The sequence below is a fragment of the Acinetobacter gyllenbergii CIP 110306 = MTCC 11365 genome, assembly GCF_000413855.1.
Lineage (GTDB): Bacteria > Pseudomonadota > Gammaproteobacteria > Pseudomonadales > Moraxellaceae > Acinetobacter > Acinetobacter gyllenbergii.
Genome location: NZ_ATGG01000008.1, coordinates 102,023 through 121,073, shown reverse-complemented (window position 1 = coordinate 121,073; position 19,051 = coordinate 102,023). Strand labels below are relative to the sequence as shown.

Annotated in this window: 17 protein-coding genes; 9 read left to right on the top strand and 8 right to left on the bottom strand. The window is 42.9% G+C overall.

All coding sequences use genetic code 11. The annotated features are described in order from the left end of the window. Nucleotides 1–64: 64 nt before the first annotated feature. Entirely contained in the window at nucleotides 65–619 is a 555-nt protein-coding gene (locus F957_RS16305; protein ID WP_016541352.1) for a flavodoxin family protein, read from the bottom strand. Nucleotides 620–736: 117 nt separating this feature from the next. On the opposite strand from F957_RS16305, the gene F957_RS16310 reads away from it, so the two are divergent. Both F957_RS16310 and F957_RS16315 read left to right on the top strand, forming a co-directional pair. Then, a complete protein-coding gene (locus tag F957_RS16310) occupies nucleotides 737–1,120 on the top strand; it encodes a winged helix-turn-helix transcriptional regulator (RefSeq protein ID WP_016541353.1) in 384 nt (127 codons plus the stop codon). 15 nt (nucleotides 1,121–1,135) lie between these two features. After that, entirely contained in the window at nucleotides 1,136–1,516 is a 381-nt protein-coding gene (locus F957_RS16315; protein WP_016541354.1) for a VOC family protein, read from the top strand. 10 nt (nucleotides 1,517–1,526) lie between these two features. Here the strand turns inward: F957_RS16315 and F957_RS16320 are convergent, their stop codons facing one another. The 5 genes from F957_RS16320 to lolA all read right to left on the bottom strand — a co-directional run bounded on the left by F957_RS16320 (nucleotide 1,527) and on the right by lolA (nucleotide 6,548). Then, nucleotides 1,527–1,997 carry a tRNA (cytidine(34)-2'-O)-methyltransferase gene (locus tag F957_RS16320; RefSeq protein ID WP_004803126.1) on the bottom strand — a complete coding sequence of 157 codons (471 nt, stop codon included), beginning with the start codon at nucleotides 1,995–1,997 and terminating at the stop codon, nucleotides 1,527–1,529. A gap of 133 nt (nucleotides 1,998–2,130) precedes the next feature. Beyond that, nucleotides 2,131–3,507 carry a siroheme synthase CysG gene (cysG, locus tag F957_RS16325; protein ID WP_016541355.1) on the bottom strand — a complete coding sequence of 459 codons (1,377 nt, stop codon included), beginning with the start codon at nucleotides 3,505–3,507 and terminating at the stop codon, nucleotides 2,131–2,133. A 67-nt stretch (nucleotides 3,508–3,574) separates the two neighbouring features. Next, nucleotides 3,575–4,846 (bottom strand): serine--tRNA ligase, encoded by a 1,272-nt coding sequence (gene serS / locus F957_RS16330; RefSeq protein ID WP_005205904.1) that lies wholly within the window; start codon nucleotides 4,844–4,846, stop codon nucleotides 3,575–3,577. A gap of 117 nt (nucleotides 4,847–4,963) precedes the next feature. Continuing rightward, nucleotides 4,964–5,728, bottom strand: coding sequence for an RsiV family protein (locus F957_RS16335; RefSeq protein ID WP_016541356.1), 765 nt, complete (start codon nucleotides 5,726–5,728; stop codon nucleotides 4,964–4,966). A gap of 121 nt (nucleotides 5,729–5,849) precedes the next feature. After that, a complete protein-coding gene (gene lolA, locus F957_RS16340) occupies nucleotides 5,850–6,548 on the bottom strand; it encodes an outer membrane lipoprotein chaperone LolA (protein WP_016541357.1) in 699 nt (232 codons plus the stop codon). 291 nt (nucleotides 6,549–6,839) lie between these two features. Here lolA and F957_RS16345 point away from each other — a divergent pair, with 291 nt between their 5' ends. Continuing rightward, nucleotides 6,840–7,709, top strand: a complete 870-nt coding sequence (locus tag F957_RS16345) for a pirin family protein (RefSeq protein ID WP_016541358.1) — start codon at nucleotides 6,840–6,842, stop codon at nucleotides 7,707–7,709. Nucleotides 7,710–7,777: 68 nt separating this feature from the next. Here F957_RS16345 and rpmA read toward each other — a convergent pair whose 3' ends face one another. Both rpmA and rplU read right to left on the bottom strand, forming a co-directional pair. Next, nucleotides 7,778–8,032, bottom strand: coding sequence for a 50S ribosomal protein L27 (gene rpmA, locus F957_RS16350; RefSeq protein ID WP_004640422.1), 255 nt, complete (start codon nucleotides 8,030–8,032; stop codon nucleotides 7,778–7,780). A gap of 18 nt (nucleotides 8,033–8,050) precedes the next feature. Further along, nucleotides 8,051–8,362 carry a 50S ribosomal protein L21 gene (gene rplU / locus F957_RS16355; RefSeq protein ID WP_004652230.1) on the bottom strand — a complete coding sequence of 104 codons (312 nt, stop codon included), beginning with the start codon at nucleotides 8,360–8,362 and terminating at the stop codon, nucleotides 8,051–8,053. 445 nt (nucleotides 8,363–8,807) lie between these two features. Between rplU and sdsA the strand changes: the two genes are divergently transcribed. From sdsA to adeK, 6 genes are all read left to right on the top strand, one after another. Then, nucleotides 8,808–9,785, top strand: a complete 978-nt coding sequence (sdsA, locus tag F957_RS16360) for an All-trans-nonaprenyl-diphosphate synthase (RefSeq protein WP_016541359.1) — start codon at nucleotides 8,808–8,810, stop codon at nucleotides 9,783–9,785. 14 nt (nucleotides 9,786–9,799) lie between these two features. Continuing rightward, complete coding sequence (locus tag F957_RS16365; RefSeq protein ID WP_016541360.1) at nucleotides 9,800–11,848, top strand: site-specific recombinase; 2,049 nt, start codon at nucleotides 9,800–9,802, stop codon at nucleotides 11,846–11,848. 604 nt (nucleotides 11,849–12,452) lie between these two features. Then, on the top strand, nucleotides 12,453–13,103 hold the full coding sequence (locus tag F957_RS16370) for a phosphatase PAP2 family protein (RefSeq protein ID WP_016541361.1): 651 nt from the start codon (nucleotides 12,453–12,455) through the stop codon (nucleotides 13,101–13,103). Then, on the top strand, nucleotides 13,090–14,340 hold the full coding sequence (locus F957_RS16375) for an efflux RND transporter periplasmic adaptor subunit (RefSeq protein ID WP_016660187.1): 1,251 nt from the start codon (nucleotides 13,090–13,092) through the stop codon (nucleotides 14,338–14,340). Before F957_RS16370 ends, F957_RS16375 begins: the two co-directional genes overlap by 14 nt. Nucleotides 14,341–14,352: 12 nt before the next feature. Beyond that, complete coding sequence (gene adeJ, locus F957_RS16380; protein ID WP_004755952.1) at nucleotides 14,353–17,526, top strand: multidrug efflux RND transporter permease subunit AdeJ; 3,174 nt, start codon at nucleotides 14,353–14,355, stop codon at nucleotides 17,524–17,526. Nucleotides 17,527–17,531: 5 nt separating this feature from the next. Beyond that, nucleotides 17,532–18,995 carry a multidrug efflux RND transporter AdeIJK outer membrane channel subunit AdeK gene (adeK, locus tag F957_RS16385; protein ID WP_016541363.1) on the top strand — a complete coding sequence of 488 codons (1,464 nt, stop codon included), beginning with the start codon at nucleotides 17,532–17,534 and terminating at the stop codon, nucleotides 18,993–18,995. The last annotated feature ends 56 nt before the right edge of the window (nucleotides 18,996–19,051 follow it).

Sequence of the window (19,051 nt, the reverse complement as noted above, 5' to 3'; positions counted from 1 at the left end):
AACATTAAAAGCAATAACAAAAGACCGCCTAAATTTGGCGGTCTTTTGTTATCAGTTTAAAAACTTAACCATGCAATTTTTCAACAATTGCTTTCACGCGTTTTGCATAAAGTTTGGCTGTTTCTAAATCCCCTGTTGGAATCTCATCGGTACTTGCATCAGATGGAGACTGAACCAACAATCCAACCGAACCACCTAAGTTATTTACATCTTCACGCTTCGCTGCTTTGGTATTGGCAGGCAACAAACCTAAGCTCACCCAAATACCGCCATGCTGCGAAGCCAAAGTTTGTAATTGAATCAAGGTCACTTGCTTATCACCATTCAGGCTCGCGCTATTGGTAAAACCCGCAAAGACTTTATCTTGCCAACCACGAGTAAACCAGACTTTTGAAGAAGCGTCGGCAAATTTCTTAAATTGCCAAGGGGCTGCCGCCATATAAGTTGGTGTGCCAAACACAATCCCTTGTGCATCATTTAAAGTCTGCCAATCTTGCTCTGTGATCTCACCATTCTGATCAATTTCAATTAAAGCTGCGTCAATTGCACCCGCAAAAGTTTCAGCAACCACTTTGGTATGGCCATAGCCCGAGAAGTAAACAACCGCAATTTGTGTCATGAGAGTATCCAAAATTTTTCAAAAGTTCGATTTAATGATATATTTTAGAAACTAGGTGTCAATTAGTTACCAGATGGTAACTACTGCCATTCAATTGAAAAAATGAGGGTTGTCGCTATGAATCAGGCATTAAAATACGATATTTATCAACAACATTGTCCTGCTCGGTTATTTTTTGAAAAAATTGCAGACAAATGGGTACTGATGATCATCAATGTGCTTGCGCGAGAAACCCAACATTTCAATTTACTCAAAAAGAGCATTCAAGGCATCTCACCTAAAGTATTGTCACAGAAACTAAAAATGCTAGAACGTGATGGCTTTATTGAAAGGCAAGTACAAGATACTGCACCAATTCGGGTGGATTATTCACTCACGCCACTCGGTCTGGAAGTTGCAGAAATGGCGTACCAACTCAAAGATTGGGCTGAAAGTAATATTGAACAAGTGATCTACGCTCAACAACGTTTTGATACGATACAGGAACAACAATTCGAATAATTCCGTGAGGTGTGTATGTACCCACAGCCTTTAATTGCAGTGGCCGATGTCGAGAAAACCAGTCAGTGGTATCAAACGGTACTGGGCTTAGAAAGTGGACATGGCGGCAGAGAATATGAACAATTGCTGTTTGAACAGCGCATGGTGCTGCAATTGCATCAATGGCAAGCCCATGACCACGCACATATCGGAGACCCGAAACGGGTCGTTGGTAATGGCGTTTTGCTTTGGTTTGAAAGCACTCAATTTGATGAGATTGTAGCGAGTTTACAAACCCATCAAGTCGAAATTTTGGAAGGGCCGAAATATAATCCGAACGCGCATCATCGCGAAATCTGGTTTAAAGACCCGAAGGGTTATACCTTGGTGGTTGCAAGCCCCTATGGTGATCTCTAAGCTGCGAAAATTAGAGTTGTTTAAAACCCTGTTGTCGCCACGCTTCATAGACAATCACAGCGGTTGCATTCGAGAGGTTTAAGCTTCTTGAATTTTCAGCCATCGGCAAACGAATCCATTGCTCTTGTGGGAACATGAGACGCACTTGCTCTGGCAGACCACGGGTTTCAGGTCCCATCAACAAGGCAACGGGACGATTCAGATCAACCGTATGCGGTGTCGCTGTACCTTTGGTGGTAAGCGGAAAAACATGCTCAACCCCTTTGGCTTTTAAATCAGCAAGACAAAGTTCGATATTGTCCCAGATTTGCATTCTCGCCCATTCGTGGTAATCCAAACCTGCACGCTTCAACTTTTTATCATCCAGCTCAAAACCTAAAGGTTTGACCAAATGGAGTTGCGCACCGGTATTGGCGCATAGACGAATGATATTACCTGTATTCGCTGGAATTTCAGGTTCGTATAGGACGACATGAATCACTTAATTACTCACTTATACATATATTGGCTAGCTTGGCACAGAACCTAATTTACTAAAAAATATGGCCATTAGCTTCACTCAGGCATAGCCTTCGTCTTGCGTTCGGGCAGCGATAATCAATCGCTGCTTCTCCTCACTCATGCCATTTTAACTGTTCGCGTAGACTGACCACTTCACCAATAATGGTTAAAGTCGGCGCTACGATCTGATGTTCAGATACTTTGGTCGCGATATCTGCCAATGTACCCACCACCACTTTCTGATCAGGGGTGGTACCTTTAGAAATTAAGGCCACAGGCATCGTTGGACGCTGACCATGTGCAATCAATTGCTCACAAATGCGTTCCAGACCAACCAAGCCCATATATAACACCAAAGTCTGGTTCTCATAAACCAGTTCATTCCAAGGTAGCTCAGGTGAGCCTTCTTTTAAATGACCAGTCAAGAATCGCACGCTTTGCGCATAATCACGATGGGTTAGTGGAATACCTGCATACGCTGAACAACCTGAAGCTGCGGTAATACCCGGAACAACCTGGAACGTTACATTGGCTTCCACCAACTCTTGAATTTCTTCTCCACCACGGCCAAAGATAAAAGGATCGCCACCTTTTAAGCGACAAACACGTTTACCTTGCTGCGCATATTCAACCAATAAAGCATTGATGCCATCTTGTGGAACCGAATGATTAGAACGTGCTTTACCGACATAAATCTTTTCAGCATCACGGCGGCACAAATCCAGAATCGGTGCGGATACCAAGCGGTCATAAATCACCACATCGGCTTGTTGCATTAGACGCAAAGCTTTTAAAGTCAGTAGTTCTGGATCGCCCGGCCCTGCTCCAACCAAATATACCTCACCTTTCGGTGCGGTCCATTCTGTTAAAGCCTGCTCAATCAGATCATTGGCTACATCAATATTGTCATTGAAAACCTGTTCTTTCAGCGGACTAGCATACAGGTTTTCCCAGAAGATACGACGCTCATCTGGATTGGCAATTTTTGCTTTCACTTGCTTACGCCACTGACCTGAAAACTCAGCCAATTTACCCATGCCGTGCGGCACAAGAGTTTCGATCTGAGTGCGCAACTGTCTGGATAACACGGGTGATGCGCCATTGGAAGCTACTGAAATCACCAGCGGTGAACGATCAATAATCGCAGGCACCATAAAGCGGCAATGTGGAATATCATCGACACTGTTGACCAACAAATTACGCTGTTCACACTGTTCAAATACGCTTTTATTGACTTCAGGCCGATCTGTCGCAGCAATCACTAAGCGATAAGCTGTTGCCAGAACCATTTCAGAAAAAGTCGCTTGAATATATTGCCCTGCCGATTGTTCAATCAGTTGATCTAATTCAGGAAGGATCTCTGGTGCAATCACATCCACAATTGCACCAGCTTTGACGAGCAGGTTTGCTTTGCGGTAGGCAATATGCCCACCACCCACAATCAGACAACGTTGCTGCTGCAACTTTAAAGAGATTGGGAAAATTTCCACGTGACGCCTCTATATTTTCAATCTGATTGAGCTCAAGCAAAAACTATGCACAAAATCGATGCACAGTTTAGTCGATGTAGCTAACACCGCCCATATATGGACGTAAAACTTCTGGAATCTCGATTGAACCATCAGCGCGTTGATAGTTTTCCATCACCGCAAGCAAGGTACGACCAACTGCCAAACCTGAACCATTCAAGGTATGCACCAATTCGATCTTCTTCTGATCAACACGGTAGCGTGCTTTCATACGACGTGCTTGGAAATCGCCCACATTTGAGCAGCTTGAGATTTCACGATAAGTATCTTGGCTTGGCACCCAAACTTCTAGGTCATAGGTTTTAACAGCACCGAAGCCCATGTCACCACCACAGAGCAAAATCTTACGGTACGGTAAGCCCAATGCCTGCAAAATGCCCTCTGCGTGTGCAGTCAACTCTTCAAGTGCCTGCATAGAGTGCTCTGGTTTTACGATTTGCACCATTTCGACCTTATCGAATTGGTGTTGGCGAATCAAACCACGGGTATCACGGCCATAAGAACCTGCTTCGCTACGGAAACATGGCGTATGTGCAGAATATTTCAGTGGCAAACGATCCGCATCAATAATTTCGTCACGAACGAAGTTGGTCACTGGCACTTCAGCAGTTGGAATCAAGTAATACTCTTTTTCACCCTGAAGTTTGAATAAGTCTTCTTCAAACTTAGGCAGTTGACCTGTACCACGTAAGCTGTCTGCATTGACCAAATACGGCACATAAGCTTCGGTATAGCCATTTTTAAGCGTGTGCGTATCCAACATGAACTGAGCTAAAGCACGTTGTAAACGCGCCAAAGGTCCTTTCAATACGCTGAAACGTGAACCTGTTAATTTGGTCGCTGTTTCAAACTCCAGACCACCCATCATTTCACCAAGGTCGGTATGATCTTTGATCTCGAAATCAAACTGACGTGGTGTACCCCACTTTAAGATTTCAAGGTTATCGCTTTCATCTTTACCAAAGGGAACAGATTCATCTGGCAAGTTTGGAATCGCCAATGATTTTTGTTCAAGCTCAGCTTGCAACTCAGCCAAAGCCACTTCCGCAGCTTTGATCTCATCACCAATGGCTGCCATACGCGCCATGATTTCAGAAGCATCTCCACCCGATTTTTTGATTTGACCGACTTGCTTGGCACCTGCATTACGCTCAGCTTGCAAGTTTTCAGCTTTGGATTGCAAATCTTTACGGCGAGCTTCTAAATCAGCCCACTCTTGCACATTTAGCTGAATACCACGTTTTGCCAAAGCAGCATTGACTGCTTCGATATTATTTCTAAGTAATTTTGGGTCGATCATAATCAATCATGAATAGAGAAAAAAACTGGCTATAGTGTAAGGCTTTAACCTAAAAAAATACAGCGATTGGCAACAAAGTTCAGCATCTACACCTGAGATGTAGATGCTGGAGAAGAACTAGTTCGGATCTTTTGGCAAACTTGGTAAATATTCAGCCTTCACAAACTGTTTGGCTGCATAGTACGGCAAGGTCAACTCACTCATGCCTTCAGCATAAGATGCCAATTCATACAGCGGATAAACAAATACGATGCCATTTACCCCATAGTAATAGTTATCACTGACCTGTAATTGTTCTTTTTTAATGCTGTGGTCTTCGAGCCAATTTTGATTAGATGCATACAGCTCATCACGTAGTTTGGTATTCATATCAGGTTTTAGCAATTCACTGACTGTAATATGTTTTTTATTGCTCAAGTCAAAATTCACAAACTCTTGATGTGACATGCCATGTGCCGCCCCCGCAGAATAAGAATAAGTCTGGATTGAAAAAGTGGCTAGATTATAGTTTTGCCCCACAAAGCGGACATAGGTACTGCTTTCGCTTTGCGATGCTTCATCCGCAGGGACTTTTACTTTCTGGTCTGCAATATTGGAAAACGCATTCGGCTCGGCCTTTTTCATCCGATTCACGAAATATTCATCAATCCATTTCTGATTGGTTTCAACCGTTTGTAAATCATAGCTAGTACAGCCATCCTCCAAACAGACTTTCTGCTTTGGAATTTTAACCGTCACCACTTTTGCATGAATCAATGGAATATCGACTTTTTCAGTGGTCGCAGTGCTGTCTTTTTTAGGTTGGCAACCTACTAATGCAACAACCGTCAGAATGGGGAGTAGTGGAATAATTTTTGATAATTGTGAAGGTTTCATCGTCATGCAAGTCTCTGATGTTTTTCTTCACTATACAAAGCCTTGCCCCAAGATGAAATTAAAAAATGTATCCAAACTTCATATCAAAAAAGCCGCAACAGGTGCGGCTTTCAAGTCAAGCGGAGAGTTACTGATCAATAATATCTGTGCCTTTAGGCGGTGTGAAATTAAACACTGATGCTGGAATCGCCTGATTCACTTTAATATTATTGAAACGCACATAAGTGGTTTGCCCCAAAGAGTCTTGTAATACCATCAAATTCGGCGCTTTATTGCCACCAAAACTAATCGTTAAACTCTGGAATGCCCCATCTTCTTGCTTAGGATATAAAGTGTAATACAGCTTGCTGCGATCCGGTTGAGTCACACGATAAGACTGCATGATCTGGTTGGTATTGCCCGATAACAATAATGCTGGCGTATTGGCAATTTGATCATCTAAGCTTTGACGCACGGCTTGCTGCAAGTCTGGATCATAAATCCACACCACTTTACCCGTAGTCACGATGGTTTGTTTGGCTGGACTGGTGGTTTCCCAATAAAATTTCCCAGGACGCTCAACTTTCATTGTTCCTTTAAAGGTCTGATTCATGTGTTGAGCAGTTAAACCTTTTTTTTGTACTGCTTTATTACTGTTTGCTACTTTTGTGCTTTGTTCAAAATCTGCGGTGAATCGTTGCAAGCCAGATAACTGTTGAACCAAACTGGTGGTCGCTTGCTGAGCCGATGCAGCAACAGGTGCAGCGAAGACCTGACTACTCACAACAGGAGCAAGTGTCATTGCACTTAACGTTGCAGCATAAGCCATTTTTTTTACGAAATTCATAAAAACAACCTTCTATCAGATTTCTACTGGTATGACGACATCTTACTGTTTTTGATCATTAAAAAAATGAAGAAAAGCAACGGTTTTGTGTAATTCGTGTCGCAAAGTTCTGCATTATGTATGAAGTTGCAGCCTTTATGTAGAGATTGTAAGAACGAAAATTAACTTTTCGACCATTCACCAACTACATTCGTCAATGTCTGATCAGGGAAAATTATTGCTCGGCGTGAATCTAGACGAATCACCAGCATTTGCTAAGCTAAAAGCCAATGATTTTAACCAGCATCATTCATGAAAAGTCTTGCCTTTATCCACCGGAATGACACGCGATTTGCGATTGGCGATTTTTATCCCGCCCTTTCGGTATTTTCGTATCAAGAGCTGGGGAATACCACCTCACCGTTTTTATTATTGGATCATCTAGGGCCAGGACGCTTGGCACCCAAAAGCACGAAAAAAGGTGTGAATGAGCATCCACACCGCGGCTTTGAAACAGTGACCTTTGTGTTTGCGGGTGAGTTACAACACCAAGACTCTACGGGGCAAGGTGGAATCATCGGACAAGGTGATGTGCAATGGATGACGGCAGCTTCTGGCATTCAGCATACCGAACATTTTAGCCCTGCTTTTCGTGAGCGTGGTGGATACTTTGAAATGCTGCAATTGTGGATTAACCTTCCTGCAAAAGACAAAATGTCTGCACCTCGTTATCAAAGCCTATTAAATAATACGATCCCCAAAGTACCTCTCGAACAGAATGCAGGCTATGTCCGGATTGTGGCTGGACAGTTTCAAAATATTCAAGGGATCGCCCAAACATTTAGCCCAATGAATGTTTTTGATGTTCATCTAAATAAAGCTCATCAACTGACACTCCCTGCTCAGCATGGGGACACGACTTTAATTTATTTACGTAAAGGCAAGCTTCGATTCACTGAACATGAAGACACATTGGAAGAACAGGCCTTAGCGGTGTTGTCCAGCTTTGATACTGATGTGGCGATTACCGCATTAGAAGATAGTGATCTGTTATTTTTATCTGCGCCGCCCTTGCAAGAGCCAATCAATGGGCATGGCTTTTTTGTGATGAACAGTTATGAGCAAATTTTACAGGCTTATGAAGATTTAAAAACAGGAAACTTTGGAAAACCTTCAGACTAAAGCACAATGCAAAAACTTATATGCATAAAAAAACCCGCTAAAAGCGGGTTTTCTCGAACTATTAAAACTTAAGCTTCAACAGTTACATAGCGACGGCCAAATTGACCTTTCACTTCAAATTTTACTACGCCGTCAGCAGTAGCAAATAAAGTATGGTCACGACCCATACCAACATTTGCACCAGCGTGGAACTCTGTACCACGTTGACGAACGATGATGTTACCAGCAGTTACAGTTTGACCACCGTAAACTTTAACACCTAACATCTTAGGATTCGAATCACGACCGTTCTTCGTCGATCCACCGGCTTTTTTAGTTGCCATGTCTATTTACTCCTCGTATTAGCCTGCGATACCAGTAATTTTCAACTCGGTAAACCATTGACGGTGACCTTGTTGTTTACGATAGTGTTTACGACGACGCATTTTGATGATGCGGATTTTGTCGTGACGACCATGGCCAACTACTTCTGCAGTTACTTTTGCGCCAGCTACAACTGGAGCACCGATTTGAATGTTGTCACCGTTAACAACCATTAATACGTCATCAAACGTAATAGTCGCGCCAGTTTCAGCTTTCAATAATTCTACTTTAAGGGTTTCACCCTCAACAACACGGTGCTGTTTACCACCGCTTTGGATTACTGCGTACATAATGTACTCCAACTTGCCCGTGTCGTCGTGCCGATAAAGGGACATATCGATCTTAAGACGAACGCCACTGGGGTTATACAAGGGGACAAATTTTAAGTGAAAATTGATCAAACGACAAGTGATTTTACATAAACACATGTATATCGATAACTTGCTTGGATTTTTAAGCAAAATCAATTAGATTGATGACGGATTTTCGATTGATTCTGATCAAAATTTGAAATACATTTCTGAAAATAAGTTGTAACAATAACAAACTGTGTTTTTTAAAAGCCATAATTAAAGTAATGGTATATGGTGGGAAACCTCTTTTCTGTCTAAATTAAGACCAAAAAACTCTTCATCGTGTCTTAAATAGCAGATTACACAGTCTGTATAACTGTTTAGTTATAGATAAATTGATACACTTGGCAACATTACCCACCTATACGAGGTTTTTCTTCATATGGTTATCGATTTTAAGCAAGACATTCTCTCCCCTGTTGCGACAGATTTTGCTGCGATGGATCGCCTCATTAATGAAGGAATTAGCTCAAAAGTGGGCCTCGTCATGAGTGTCAGCAAACACGTGGTTGAAGCAGGCGGAAAACGCATGCGTCCGATTATGTGTTTATTGGCAGCGCGGGCTTGTGGACTCGCCGATATGCAACAAGCACAGCATTTGGCGGCAGTCATTGAAATGCTGCATACTGCAACCTTGGTGCATGACGATGTGGTCGATGAATCAAGTTTGCGCCGTGGTCGTCCAACCGCAAATGCAACATGGAACAATCAAACTGCGGTTTTGGTCGGTGATTTCCTAATTTCAAGAGCTTTTGATTTATTGGTCGATTTAAATAATATGACCTTATTAAAAGATTTCTCGACTGGGACTTGTGAAATTGCAGAAGGCGAAGTCTTACAGCTTCAATCGCAGCACCAACCAGAGACCACAGAAGAAACCTATTTAAGAATTATCCATGGTAAAACTTCCCGCTTATTTGAACTCGCCACCGAAGGCGCCGCCATTTTAGCTGGAACAGAAGAATACCGTGAACCTTTGCGTCGCTTCGCAGGTCATTTTGGCAATGCCTTCCAAATTATCGACGATATTTTAGATTACACCTCTGATGCTGAAACATTAGGTAAAAATATTGGTGATGATTTAATGGAAGGGAAACCGACTTTACCGTTAATTTCTGCATTAGCTCATTCAACTGGCGAGGAACACCAAATCATTCGTCGCAGTATTGCAACAGGTGGTGTTGAGCATTTAGATAAAGTGATTGAAATTGTTCATCACTCGGGTGGCCTAGATTACTGTCAAAAACGTGCCCAACAGGAAACGGATGCCGCTTTAGAAGCGTTGAAAGCGCTGCCAGATAATGAATATCGCCAAGCACTGATCAATTTGACCTTAATGGCTTTACATCGACTACAATAATTTTTTGACTGCCTATGCATTTAACCTTATCTGATCTTTTTTTAAAAATGCAGGAACAGCTTGACCAACCTCAAGCTGTTCTTGACGAACAACTGCTGATTGAACTGGTCAATCGGATCCGTCCCAAAAATCCAAATGATGCGGATGAAGTTAAACAGCGTATCCATGCGCTAATCAAAATCTTATTACTGACTCCAACGTCAGCCATCTTACTGCAAAACTTTTTACTTAAGCTCATCAGCCAATATAAACAGTTAAGCTTATATGCTGACAGCGGGATTCTTTCGCTGGATGGGTTTTGGAACCAGTTGGGACAACGTCTGGGCGCGCACTTCCTCCCTTTAGTCGAAGATGGTCAACAGCTTAAAACCCTGATTGGAAAAGTCTTTCACCAAGAAAATGACAGTGAATGGCTCGATCTGATTGAGAATCAGGACTGGATTACCCTATTCAACCTCTTAGGTGAAAGTCAAAGCAATACCACAGAAAAACAGATTTCAAAAAATGAGCTAATTAAAGCGATTACGGTATTGTCCTATCGGATTAGTGGTATCGGCCTCTACCCTGAATTTATTAATGCGCAACCTGAAATTACCGAATATGAATCGCCTTTTCTGGTGCAAAATCGTGAAATCGTAGAGTTCATCGAGAAATATAAAAAACAGATTGATGATCAAGATGCGGTTGTGGTTTTACCACCACCAGATGCATCGCAAGCCTTTGTGATGCTGGATCAATGCCGTGAAGTGGTGCTCAAAATTCGCCGTGCCACCAAGCGGATTGGCGTTAGTATCAGCCTCACCTATTTATTATCACTGTTAGAACAGGCAATTGATCGGATTGAACTGCTACTGACCCTATTAGCCAGCAAAAATGATGCGCGTTACACGGCATTAGGTGAGTTAATCACTGACTTAACCAAAGCACATTATAATGAGAAAAGTGTCCGCCACTTATTAACCTCAACCAGTGAGCTGATTGCCTTACAGGTCACAGAAAATGCCAGTAAAACAGGTGAGCATTATGTAAGTACCGATAAATCAGGCTTCTTTGGCATGTACAAAGCAGCTGCAGGTGCTGGTGCGATCATTGCCACCATGGCAACGCTGAAAATTTTAACGGCGCGTTTGGTCTTAGCTCCATTTGGTCATGCCTTTTTATACAGCATGAACTATGCGCTTGGCTTTATGTTGATTCATGTATTGCACTTTACCGTGGCGACCAAACAACCTGCCATGACTGCAGCGGCGCTTGCCTCAACGGTACAGCAGCAAAAAGGCAGCAAGACCGCACAAATTGCCGAACTGGCCGCCTTGATTATTAATATTATCCGAACCCAGTTCATTGCAATTTTGGGGAATATCTCGATTGCGATTCCAACCGCAGCACTGATTACCTTTTTGTGGCAATACAATCTTGGTGAGCCACTGCTCAATCACGCCAAATCAGCCGCATTGCTACATAGCCTCAACCCCTTTACGTCATTGGCAGTTCCACATGCCGCAATTGCGGGTGTATGTTTGTTTTTCTCTGGCTTGATTGCAGGTTATTTCGATAACTTGGCAGTTTATCGTAAAGTCGGTCCACGTTTAAAACAACATCGACGCTTAAAACGCTGGATGGGACAACAACGTTTAGATAAATTCGCGGGTTATATTGAGACCAATCTCGGCGCCTTGGCGGGTAACTTCTTGTTTGGAATCATGCTGGGCAGTATGGGCACGATTGGATTTATTTTAGGCTTGCCTTTAGATATCCGTCACATTGCCTTCGCCTCTGCCAACTTCATCCAAGGTTTAATGACCATTGGTGGGCCTGACATTGGTTTAATTTTAGTGTCATTCCTTGGTGTGATGCTGATTGGATTAACCAACTTATTTGTCAGCTTCACCCTAACCATTATTGTTGCTTTACGCGCCCGCCGTGTCCGTTTTGCACAATGGAAGCCTCTCGCAAAGTTGGTAACGACTCACTTCCTGACCCGACCAAGCGATTTTTTCTGGCCACCTAAACAACCCGTTGAAGTGGAAGAACAGACGAAGAACACCCCATCTGCACACTAGCTTTGTACAGAAAAAACGACAAAGTACAAGTCTAACATTTGAACTATTTTTGCGTATAATCAAGCCACCAAAAATAGTTTAAATGGGTTGGTATTCCCTGCGTCTATTATTGAATAGATTACTTCTCCGCCATGGTATCCCTTTTACTAGGAGATACTATGACGCCAGTCTATAAGTATCTCGAATTGAATGAGAGATCTCAATTATGCGTCTGCACTCTAAAACTTACTGCTAAAACCATGTAAAACAACTTATGCAATCTTGATCTTTTACTTTTTGAATATTGCACTGAGCTGAATATTGCCTACATAAATACGGATTAGGCTGCTTGAGTCAAACGAGATGATGCAAAGTAAATTTGCAATCTAGAGAATGACTTAGGCTGTTGAGAAAACAGCTTAAAAAAGTACTTTTCATGATAGGCATAGATTCAATTAAAAGTGAGATATACATCAAATTTTGTTATGTTTTTTTACTAAGTCTTAAAAAAACATCAAAATGAAATTATCATAAAATTTCAAGACTTGACCAAAAGTGTACTCACGAGTACACTTTCAAACACTCAACAACCCTGAATAATGGTTAAGCAAATAATGAGTAGCGCATGCCGTACCTATTGCTTTGTATTGGTTGCTTTTTTTTAGGATTCGGTGTGATTGGATTAGTTCTTTCCAACACATCAACTTTAGACCTTTTTAGTGTTCAAGTTTTTTTTGAGCACCGTTCATTTACGCTTAATCATGTGACAGTTCTGCTCTCTCTACTTGGCGGGATGCCTTTTTTACTATTTTTAACTACATTTTTGTGTCTCTACCAAACTTGGATTAAAAATTATAAGAATGTGACCTTTATCGCTTTAAGTGTGATCGGCAGCATTGTGATTGGTTGGCTTCTGAAATGGAGCATTGATCGGCCAAGACCAATGGAGTTTTATCACTTGGTTCAAAGTTATGGTGCATCCTTCCCAAGTGCCCATAGCCTTTATGCTGCAACCCTTGCGAGTTTAGCCATGTTGTTGTGTCAACAACACAAATATCGCACCAGTGTCATTTTAGTATCTACTTTATGGTTTATCTTCATGGGGATATCTAGAGTTTATGCGGGGGTTCACTACCCAACTGACGTACTTGCCGGTTGGGGAATTGGGTTGATTTGGACTTCCTTGCTTTGGTTTGGGCTGTATCAAAGCACTTTCAGCAATAATTTGTTTTTAGATAAAAAATCTAAATTGAGGTGGAATAATGATGTCGGCTAAGCTTTGGGCTCCTGCCCTCACTGCTTGCGCATTAGCAACAAGCATTGCGCTTGTTGGTTGTAGCAAAGATCCTAAAGATGCACAGCAAGCTGCTGCTGCTCAAAAAATGCCACCTCCAGAAGTTGGTGTCATTGTTGCTCAACCACAAAGCGTTGAACAAAACGTCGAACTGTCAGGACGAACCTCTGCATATCAAGTTTCTGAAGTACGCCCGCAAACAGGTGGCGTGATTCTAAAACGTTTATTTGCTGAAGGTAGCTACGTTCAAGCAGGTCAAGCACTTTATCAAATTGATGCAAATACCAACCGTGCAACAGCAGACAATGCTCGTGCAACCTTATTGCGTCAACAAGCAAACTTAAATGCATTACGCGTGAAAGAGGGTCGTTATCGTCAATTGGTTGGAACCAATGCGGTTTCCAAACAAGAATATGACGATATCAATGCTCAAGTAAAATTGGCTGAAGCTGATGTGGCTGCGTCTGAAGCTGCATTAAAAAATGCTGAAATTACACTAGGTTACTCAACCGTTCGCGCACCAATCTCAGGTCAGTCTAGCCGTTCTTCGGTGACGCCTGGTGCTTTGGTAACTGCAAACCAAGCTGATCCATTGGTCACGATTCAACAACTTGATCCAATCTATGTTGATATCAACCAATCAAGTGCTGAATTATTGCGTTTACGCCAGCAACTCAGCAAAGGCAGTTTAAATAACAGTAACAATACCCGTGTCAAAATCACGCTGGAAGATGGGTCTGAATACCCAGTCGAAGGCCAACTTGCTTTCTCTGACGCAAGCGTGAATCCAGATACAGGTACTGTAACCCTACGTGCAGTCTTCTCGAATCCAAACCACCTGTTATTACCAGGAATGTATGCAACGGCTAAAATCTCGCAAGGTGTTTTACCAAATGCATATCTGATTCCTCAAGCAGCGGTATCTCGTTTACCTACAGGCCAAGCAATTGCATTGGTAGTCAATGCTAAAGGTGCAATTGAAACACGCCCAATTAAAACAGTGGGTGTGAAAGGTCAGGACTGGATTGTAACTGAAGGCTTACAGGCTGGTGATAAGGTTGTTGTTGATGGTGTTGCCAAGGTTAAAGAAGGACAAGAAGTGTCTGCTAAACCTTACCAACCAAAAGCAGCTGAAGCTCAAAATGCAGCACCAAAAGCTGCTGAACAAAAACAAGCCAATTCACCAAAAGCTGAACAAAAAGCAACTTCAGAAGCTTAAGGGGTAGATTGCATGGCTCAATTTTTTATCCATCGCCCAATTTTCGCTTGGGTGATCGCACTGGTCATTATGTTGGCGGGTATTATCACGCTCACAAAAATGCCAGTTGCACAATATCCGACAATTGCCCCCCCCACGGTAACGATTTCTGCAACTTATCCTGGGGCTTCTGCGCAAACCGTTGAAAATACGGTCACCCAAATCATTGAACAACAAATGAATGGTTTGGATGGTTTACGTTACATTTCATCGAATAGTGCGGGTAATGGTCAAGCATCAATTAACTTGAACTTCGCACAAGGTGTCGATCCAGATATCGCCCAAGTACAAGTTCAAAACAAACTGCAATCAGCAACAGCTCTTTTACCTGCTGACGTACAACGTCAAGGTGTAAAAGTGACGAAGTCTGGTGCAAGCTTCTTGCAAGTTATTGCATTTTATTCGCCAGATAACAGCCTTTCTGCTTCTGACATTAAAGACTATGTGAACTCAAATATTTCTGAGCCACTGAGTCGTGTGGCAGGTGTAGGTGAACTTCAAGTATTTGGTGGTTCATATGCGATGCGTATCTGGTTAGATCCAGCAAAGCTGACCAGCTTTAACTTGACGCCAAATGATGTTGCAACTGCTATTCGTGCACAAAACTCGCAAGTTGCGGTGGGTCAGCTCGGTGGTGCGCCATCAACTGCAGGCCAAGTTCTTAACGCAACGGTAAATGCACAAACCATGTTGCAAACCCCTGAACAGTTTAAAAACATCTTCCTGAAAAATACCTCAGGTGGTGCACAAGTTCGTTTGGGTGATGTTGCACGTGTCGAACTCGGTTCAGATAACTATCAATTTGACTCAAAGTTCAATGGTAAACCTGCAGGTGGTGTCGCAATCAAACTGGCAACAGGTGCCAACGCATTGGATACTGCTGCTGCGGTTGAAAAACGTTTATCTGAGTTACGTCATAACTATCCGAGCGGTTTAAAAGACAAGCTAGCCTATGACACCACACCATTTATTCGTCTTTCGATTGAAAGTGTTGTGCACACGCTCATTGAAGCGGTTGTCTTGGTATTTATCGTAATGTTCTTGTTCTTACAGAACTGGCGCGCAACGATTATTCCAACATTGGCAGTTCCTGTGGTTGTGTTGGGTACATTTGCCGTGATTAATATCTTCGGCTTCTCAATCAACACCCTCACCATGTTTGCAATGGTACTGGCCATCGGTCTATTGGTGGATGACGCCATTGTCGTGGTCGAGAACGTTGAACGGGTAATGCAGGAAGAACATCTGGAACCTGTCCCTGCGACCGAAAAGTCGATGAGTCAGATTTCAGGCGCCTTAGTCGGTATTACCAGTGTGTTAACAGCGGTATTCGTACCGATGGCGTTCTTTAGTGGAACCACTGGGGTAATTTATCGTCAATTCTCGATCACGCTGGTTACTGCGATGATCTTGTCATTGATCGTAGCACTTACCTTTACCCCTGCCCTATGTGCAACCTTGTTAAAACAGCACGATCCAAACAAGCAGGAAAGCAACAATATTTTCGCGCGTTTCTTCCGTTGGTTTAACCGTAGCTTTGAAAGACTTTCGGAGAAATACCAAGGCGGTGTCAATCGTATGACCCACCACAAGTTATTCTCTGGGGTACTTTATATTGTTGTGATTGCCGCTTTGGTTGGCATTTATAAAGTTTTGCCATCTTCATTCTTACCAGAAGAAGACCAAGGTGTGGTGATGACACTGGTTCAGTTACCACCGAGCGCGAGCTTGGAACGAACCGACAAAGTCATCGATACCATGACAGGCTATTTCTTGAATAAGGAAAAAGAAAATGTAGAGTCAATCTTTACAGTTGCTGGTTTCTCATTCACAGGGGTGGGTCAAAACGCGGGTCTTGCCTTTATTAAATTAAAAGACTGGAGTGAGCGTACGACACCAGAATCACAAATCGGTGCCATCATTCAACGTGGTATGGCATTGAACATGATTGTGAAAGATGCGTCTTACATCATGCCATTGCAGTTACCCGCAATGCCTGAATTGGGTGTCGCTTCTGGTTTCGATATCCAGTTAAAAGATGCCAGCGGTCAAGGGCATGAAAAACTCATTGCTGCTCGTAATGCGATTTTAGGTATGGCATCACAAGACAAACGTCTTGCGGGTGTACGTCCAAATGGTCAAGAAGATACACCACAGTACCAGATCACCATTGATCAAGCGCAAGCAGGTGCAATGGGTGTCAGTATTGCCGATATTAACAGCACCATGAGCATGGCTTGGGGTGGTTCATATATCAATGACTTCGTCGACCGTGGTCGTGTGAAGAAAGTTTATGTCCAAGGTGAAGCGGATACACGCATGATGCCTGAAGACTTGAACAAGTGGTATGTGCGTAATAACAAAGGCGAAATGGTTCCTTTCTCTGGCTTTGCCAAAGGTGAATGGACCTATGGTTCACCACGTCTAGAGCGTTATAACGGCGTATCGTCTGTTAACATTCAAGGTACGCCTGCACCAGGTGTCAGCTCTGGTGATGCAATGTTGGCAATGGAAGAAATCATTGGTAAGTTACCTTCTATGGGCTTAACTGGTTTCGACTATGAATGGACAGGTTTATCTTTAGAAGAACGTGATTCTGGTAGTCAAACAGCACCTCTTCTTGTTCTTTCATTATTAATCGTATTCCTGTGTCTTGCTGCACTCTATGAAAGCTGGTCTGTACCTGTTTCGGTATTACTGGTTGTACCTTTAGGTATCGTCGGTGCATTTGCCTTGACATGGTTAGGTATGCTGATTAAAGGTGATCCAAACTTATCCTTTAACATTTACTTCCAGGTTGCAATTGTTGCCGTAATTGGTCTATCCGCGAAGAATGCGATTTTGATCGTCGAATTTGCGAAAGAATTACAGGAACAAGGCGAAGAACTCTTTGAAGCAACATTACATGCTGCCAAAATGCGTTTACGTCCAATTATCATGACTACACTTGCATTCGGTTTCGGTGTTTTACCGCTCGCCCTAGCAAGCGGTGCTGGCGCAGGTAGCCAACACTCGGTCGGTTATGGTGTACTTGGTGGTGTAATTTCTTCAACACTTTTAGGTATTTTCTTCATCCCTGTATTCTTCGTGTGGATTCGTAGTATCTTTAAGTACAAACCTAAAACTTTAAATACTCAGGAGCATTGATCGTGATGCAAACTGTATGGTCTATTTCCAGTCGTGGCATTGCAATCTCTGCCCTCGCGCTGTCTTTGGCTGCCTGCCAAAGCATGCGCGGGCCAGAGCCTGTGGTAAGCTCAGATGTTCCTGAAAGCTTCGCGTCTTACGGCAATGCTTCTGGAACATCAATCGCAGAACAAGGTTACAAAGATTTCTTTGCTGACCAACGTTTACTGCAAGTGATTGATCTGGCGCTTGCCAATAACCGTGATTTACGTACTGCGGCTTTGAATATCCAAAAAGCACAACAGCAATACCAAATCTCGGAAAACAATCAGTTACCAACGATTGGCGCAAGTGGTAGTGCGGTTCGTCAAGTCACCCCTACTCGTGATCCAAATAACCCATATTCAACCTATCAAGTCGGTTTAGGCCTAACTTCATATGAGTTGGATTTCTGGGGTCGTGTACGTAGCTTGAAAGATGCGGCTTTGGATAGTTATCTTGCAACGCAAAGCTCACGCGATGCAACGCAGATCAGCTTGATCAGCCAAGTCACTCAAGCCTGGTTGAACTACTCATACGCGAACGCACAATTGAAACTTGCGGATCAAACGCTGAAAGCTCAACAAGACTCGTTTAACTTGAACAAGAAACGTTTTGATGTGGGTATTGATAGCGAAATCCCTGTGCGCCAAGCACAAATTTCGGTTGAAACAGCACGTAATGATGTTGCGAACTACAAGACTCAAGTTGCTCAAGCACAAAACTTGTTGAACTTGCTTGTTGGTCAGCAAGTGCCACAAAACCTGTTACCGCAACAACAAGTAGCGCGTATCACCCAACAAAGCGTGTTTAGTGCTGGTTTACCAAGTGACTTGCTCAATAACCGCCCAGATGTGAAAGCATCTGAATACCAGTTAAGTGCTGCAGGTGCGAATATTGGGGCAGCTAAAGCTCAACTGTTCCCAACGATTAGCTTAACTGGTTCTGCGGGTTATGCATCAACTGACTTGAGCGATCTGTTCAAAGCAGGCAATGGTGTATGGTCTATTGGTCCAAGCCTGAATATCCCAATTTTTGACTGGGGTACACGTAAAGCGAACATCAAAATCTCTGAAACCGATCAGAAAATTGCATTGGCTAACTATGAAAAGTCAGTTCAGTCTGCTTTCCGTGAAGTGAATGATGCTTTGGCAACACGTGCCAATATTGGTGACCGTTTAACAGCGCAACGTCGTTTGGTTGATGCGACCAATACCACATATAAACTTTCAAACGCCCGCTTCCGTGCAGGTATTGATAGCTATTTAACCGTATTGGATGCACAACGTTCTGCTTATTCAGCTGAACAAGGTTTATTGTTGCTTCAACAAGCAAACCTTAACAACCAAGTTGAACTGTACAAAACCTTAGGTGGCGGCCTCAAAGCGTCTACCAGTGAAACGGTAACGCATCAGCCATCAAGTTCAGAACAACATTACGCAAAAAAATAATTTCATCTTTTGCGGATAAAAAAGCTCACTTCGGTGAGCTTTTTTGTTGCAACCCT

Excerpts from the sequence above, each read along its gene's own strand:
- F957_RS16305 (WP_016541352.1), bottom strand. The coding sequence starts at position 619 with ATGACACAAATTGCGGTTGTTTACTTCTCGGGCTATGGCCATACCAAA.
- F957_RS16310 (WP_016541353.1), top strand. The coding sequence starts at position 737 with ATGAATCAGGCATTAAAATACGATATTTATCAACAACATTGTCCTGCT.
- F957_RS16315 (WP_016541354.1), top strand. The coding sequence starts at position 1,136 with ATGTACCCACAGCCTTTAATTGCAGTGGCCGATGTCGAGAAAACCAGT.
- serS (WP_005205904.1), bottom strand. The coding sequence starts at position 4,846 with ATGATCGACCCAAAATTACTTAGAAATAATATCGAAGCAGTCAATGCT.
- F957_RS16335 (WP_016541356.1), bottom strand. The coding sequence starts at position 5,728 with ATGACGATGAAACCTTCACAATTATCAAAAATTATTCCACTACTCCCC.
- lolA (WP_016541357.1), bottom strand. The coding sequence starts at position 6,548 with ATGAATTTCGTAAAAAAAATGGCTTATGCTGCAACGTTAAGTGCAATG.
- F957_RS16345 (WP_016541358.1), top strand. The coding sequence starts at position 6,840 with ATGAAAAGTCTTGCCTTTATCCACCGGAATGACACGCGATTTGCGATT.
- rpmA (WP_004640422.1), bottom strand. The coding sequence starts at position 8,032 with ATGGCAACTAAAAAAGCCGGTGGATCGACGAAGAACGGTCGTGATTCG.
- rplU (WP_004652230.1), bottom strand. The coding sequence starts at position 8,362 with ATGTACGCAGTAATCCAAAGCGGTGGTAAACAGCACCGTGTTGTTGAG.
- sdsA (WP_016541359.1), top strand. The coding sequence starts at position 8,808 with ATGGTTATCGATTTTAAGCAAGACATTCTCTCCCCTGTTGCGACAGAT.
- F957_RS16365 (WP_016541360.1), top strand. The coding sequence starts at position 9,800 with ATGCATTTAACCTTATCTGATCTTTTTTTAAAAATGCAGGAACAGCTT.
- F957_RS16370 (WP_016541361.1), top strand. The coding sequence starts at position 12,453 with ATGCCGTACCTATTGCTTTGTATTGGTTGCTTTTTTTTAGGATTCGGT.
- F957_RS16375 (WP_016660187.1), top strand. The coding sequence starts at position 13,090 with ATGATGTCGGCTAAGCTTTGGGCTCCTGCCCTCACTGCTTGCGCATTA.
- adeJ (WP_004755952.1), top strand. The coding sequence starts at position 14,353 with ATGGCTCAATTTTTTATCCATCGCCCAATTTTCGCTTGGGTGATCGCA.
- adeK (WP_016541363.1), top strand. The coding sequence starts at position 17,532 with ATGCAAACTGTATGGTCTATTTCCAGTCGTGGCATTGCAATCTCTGCC.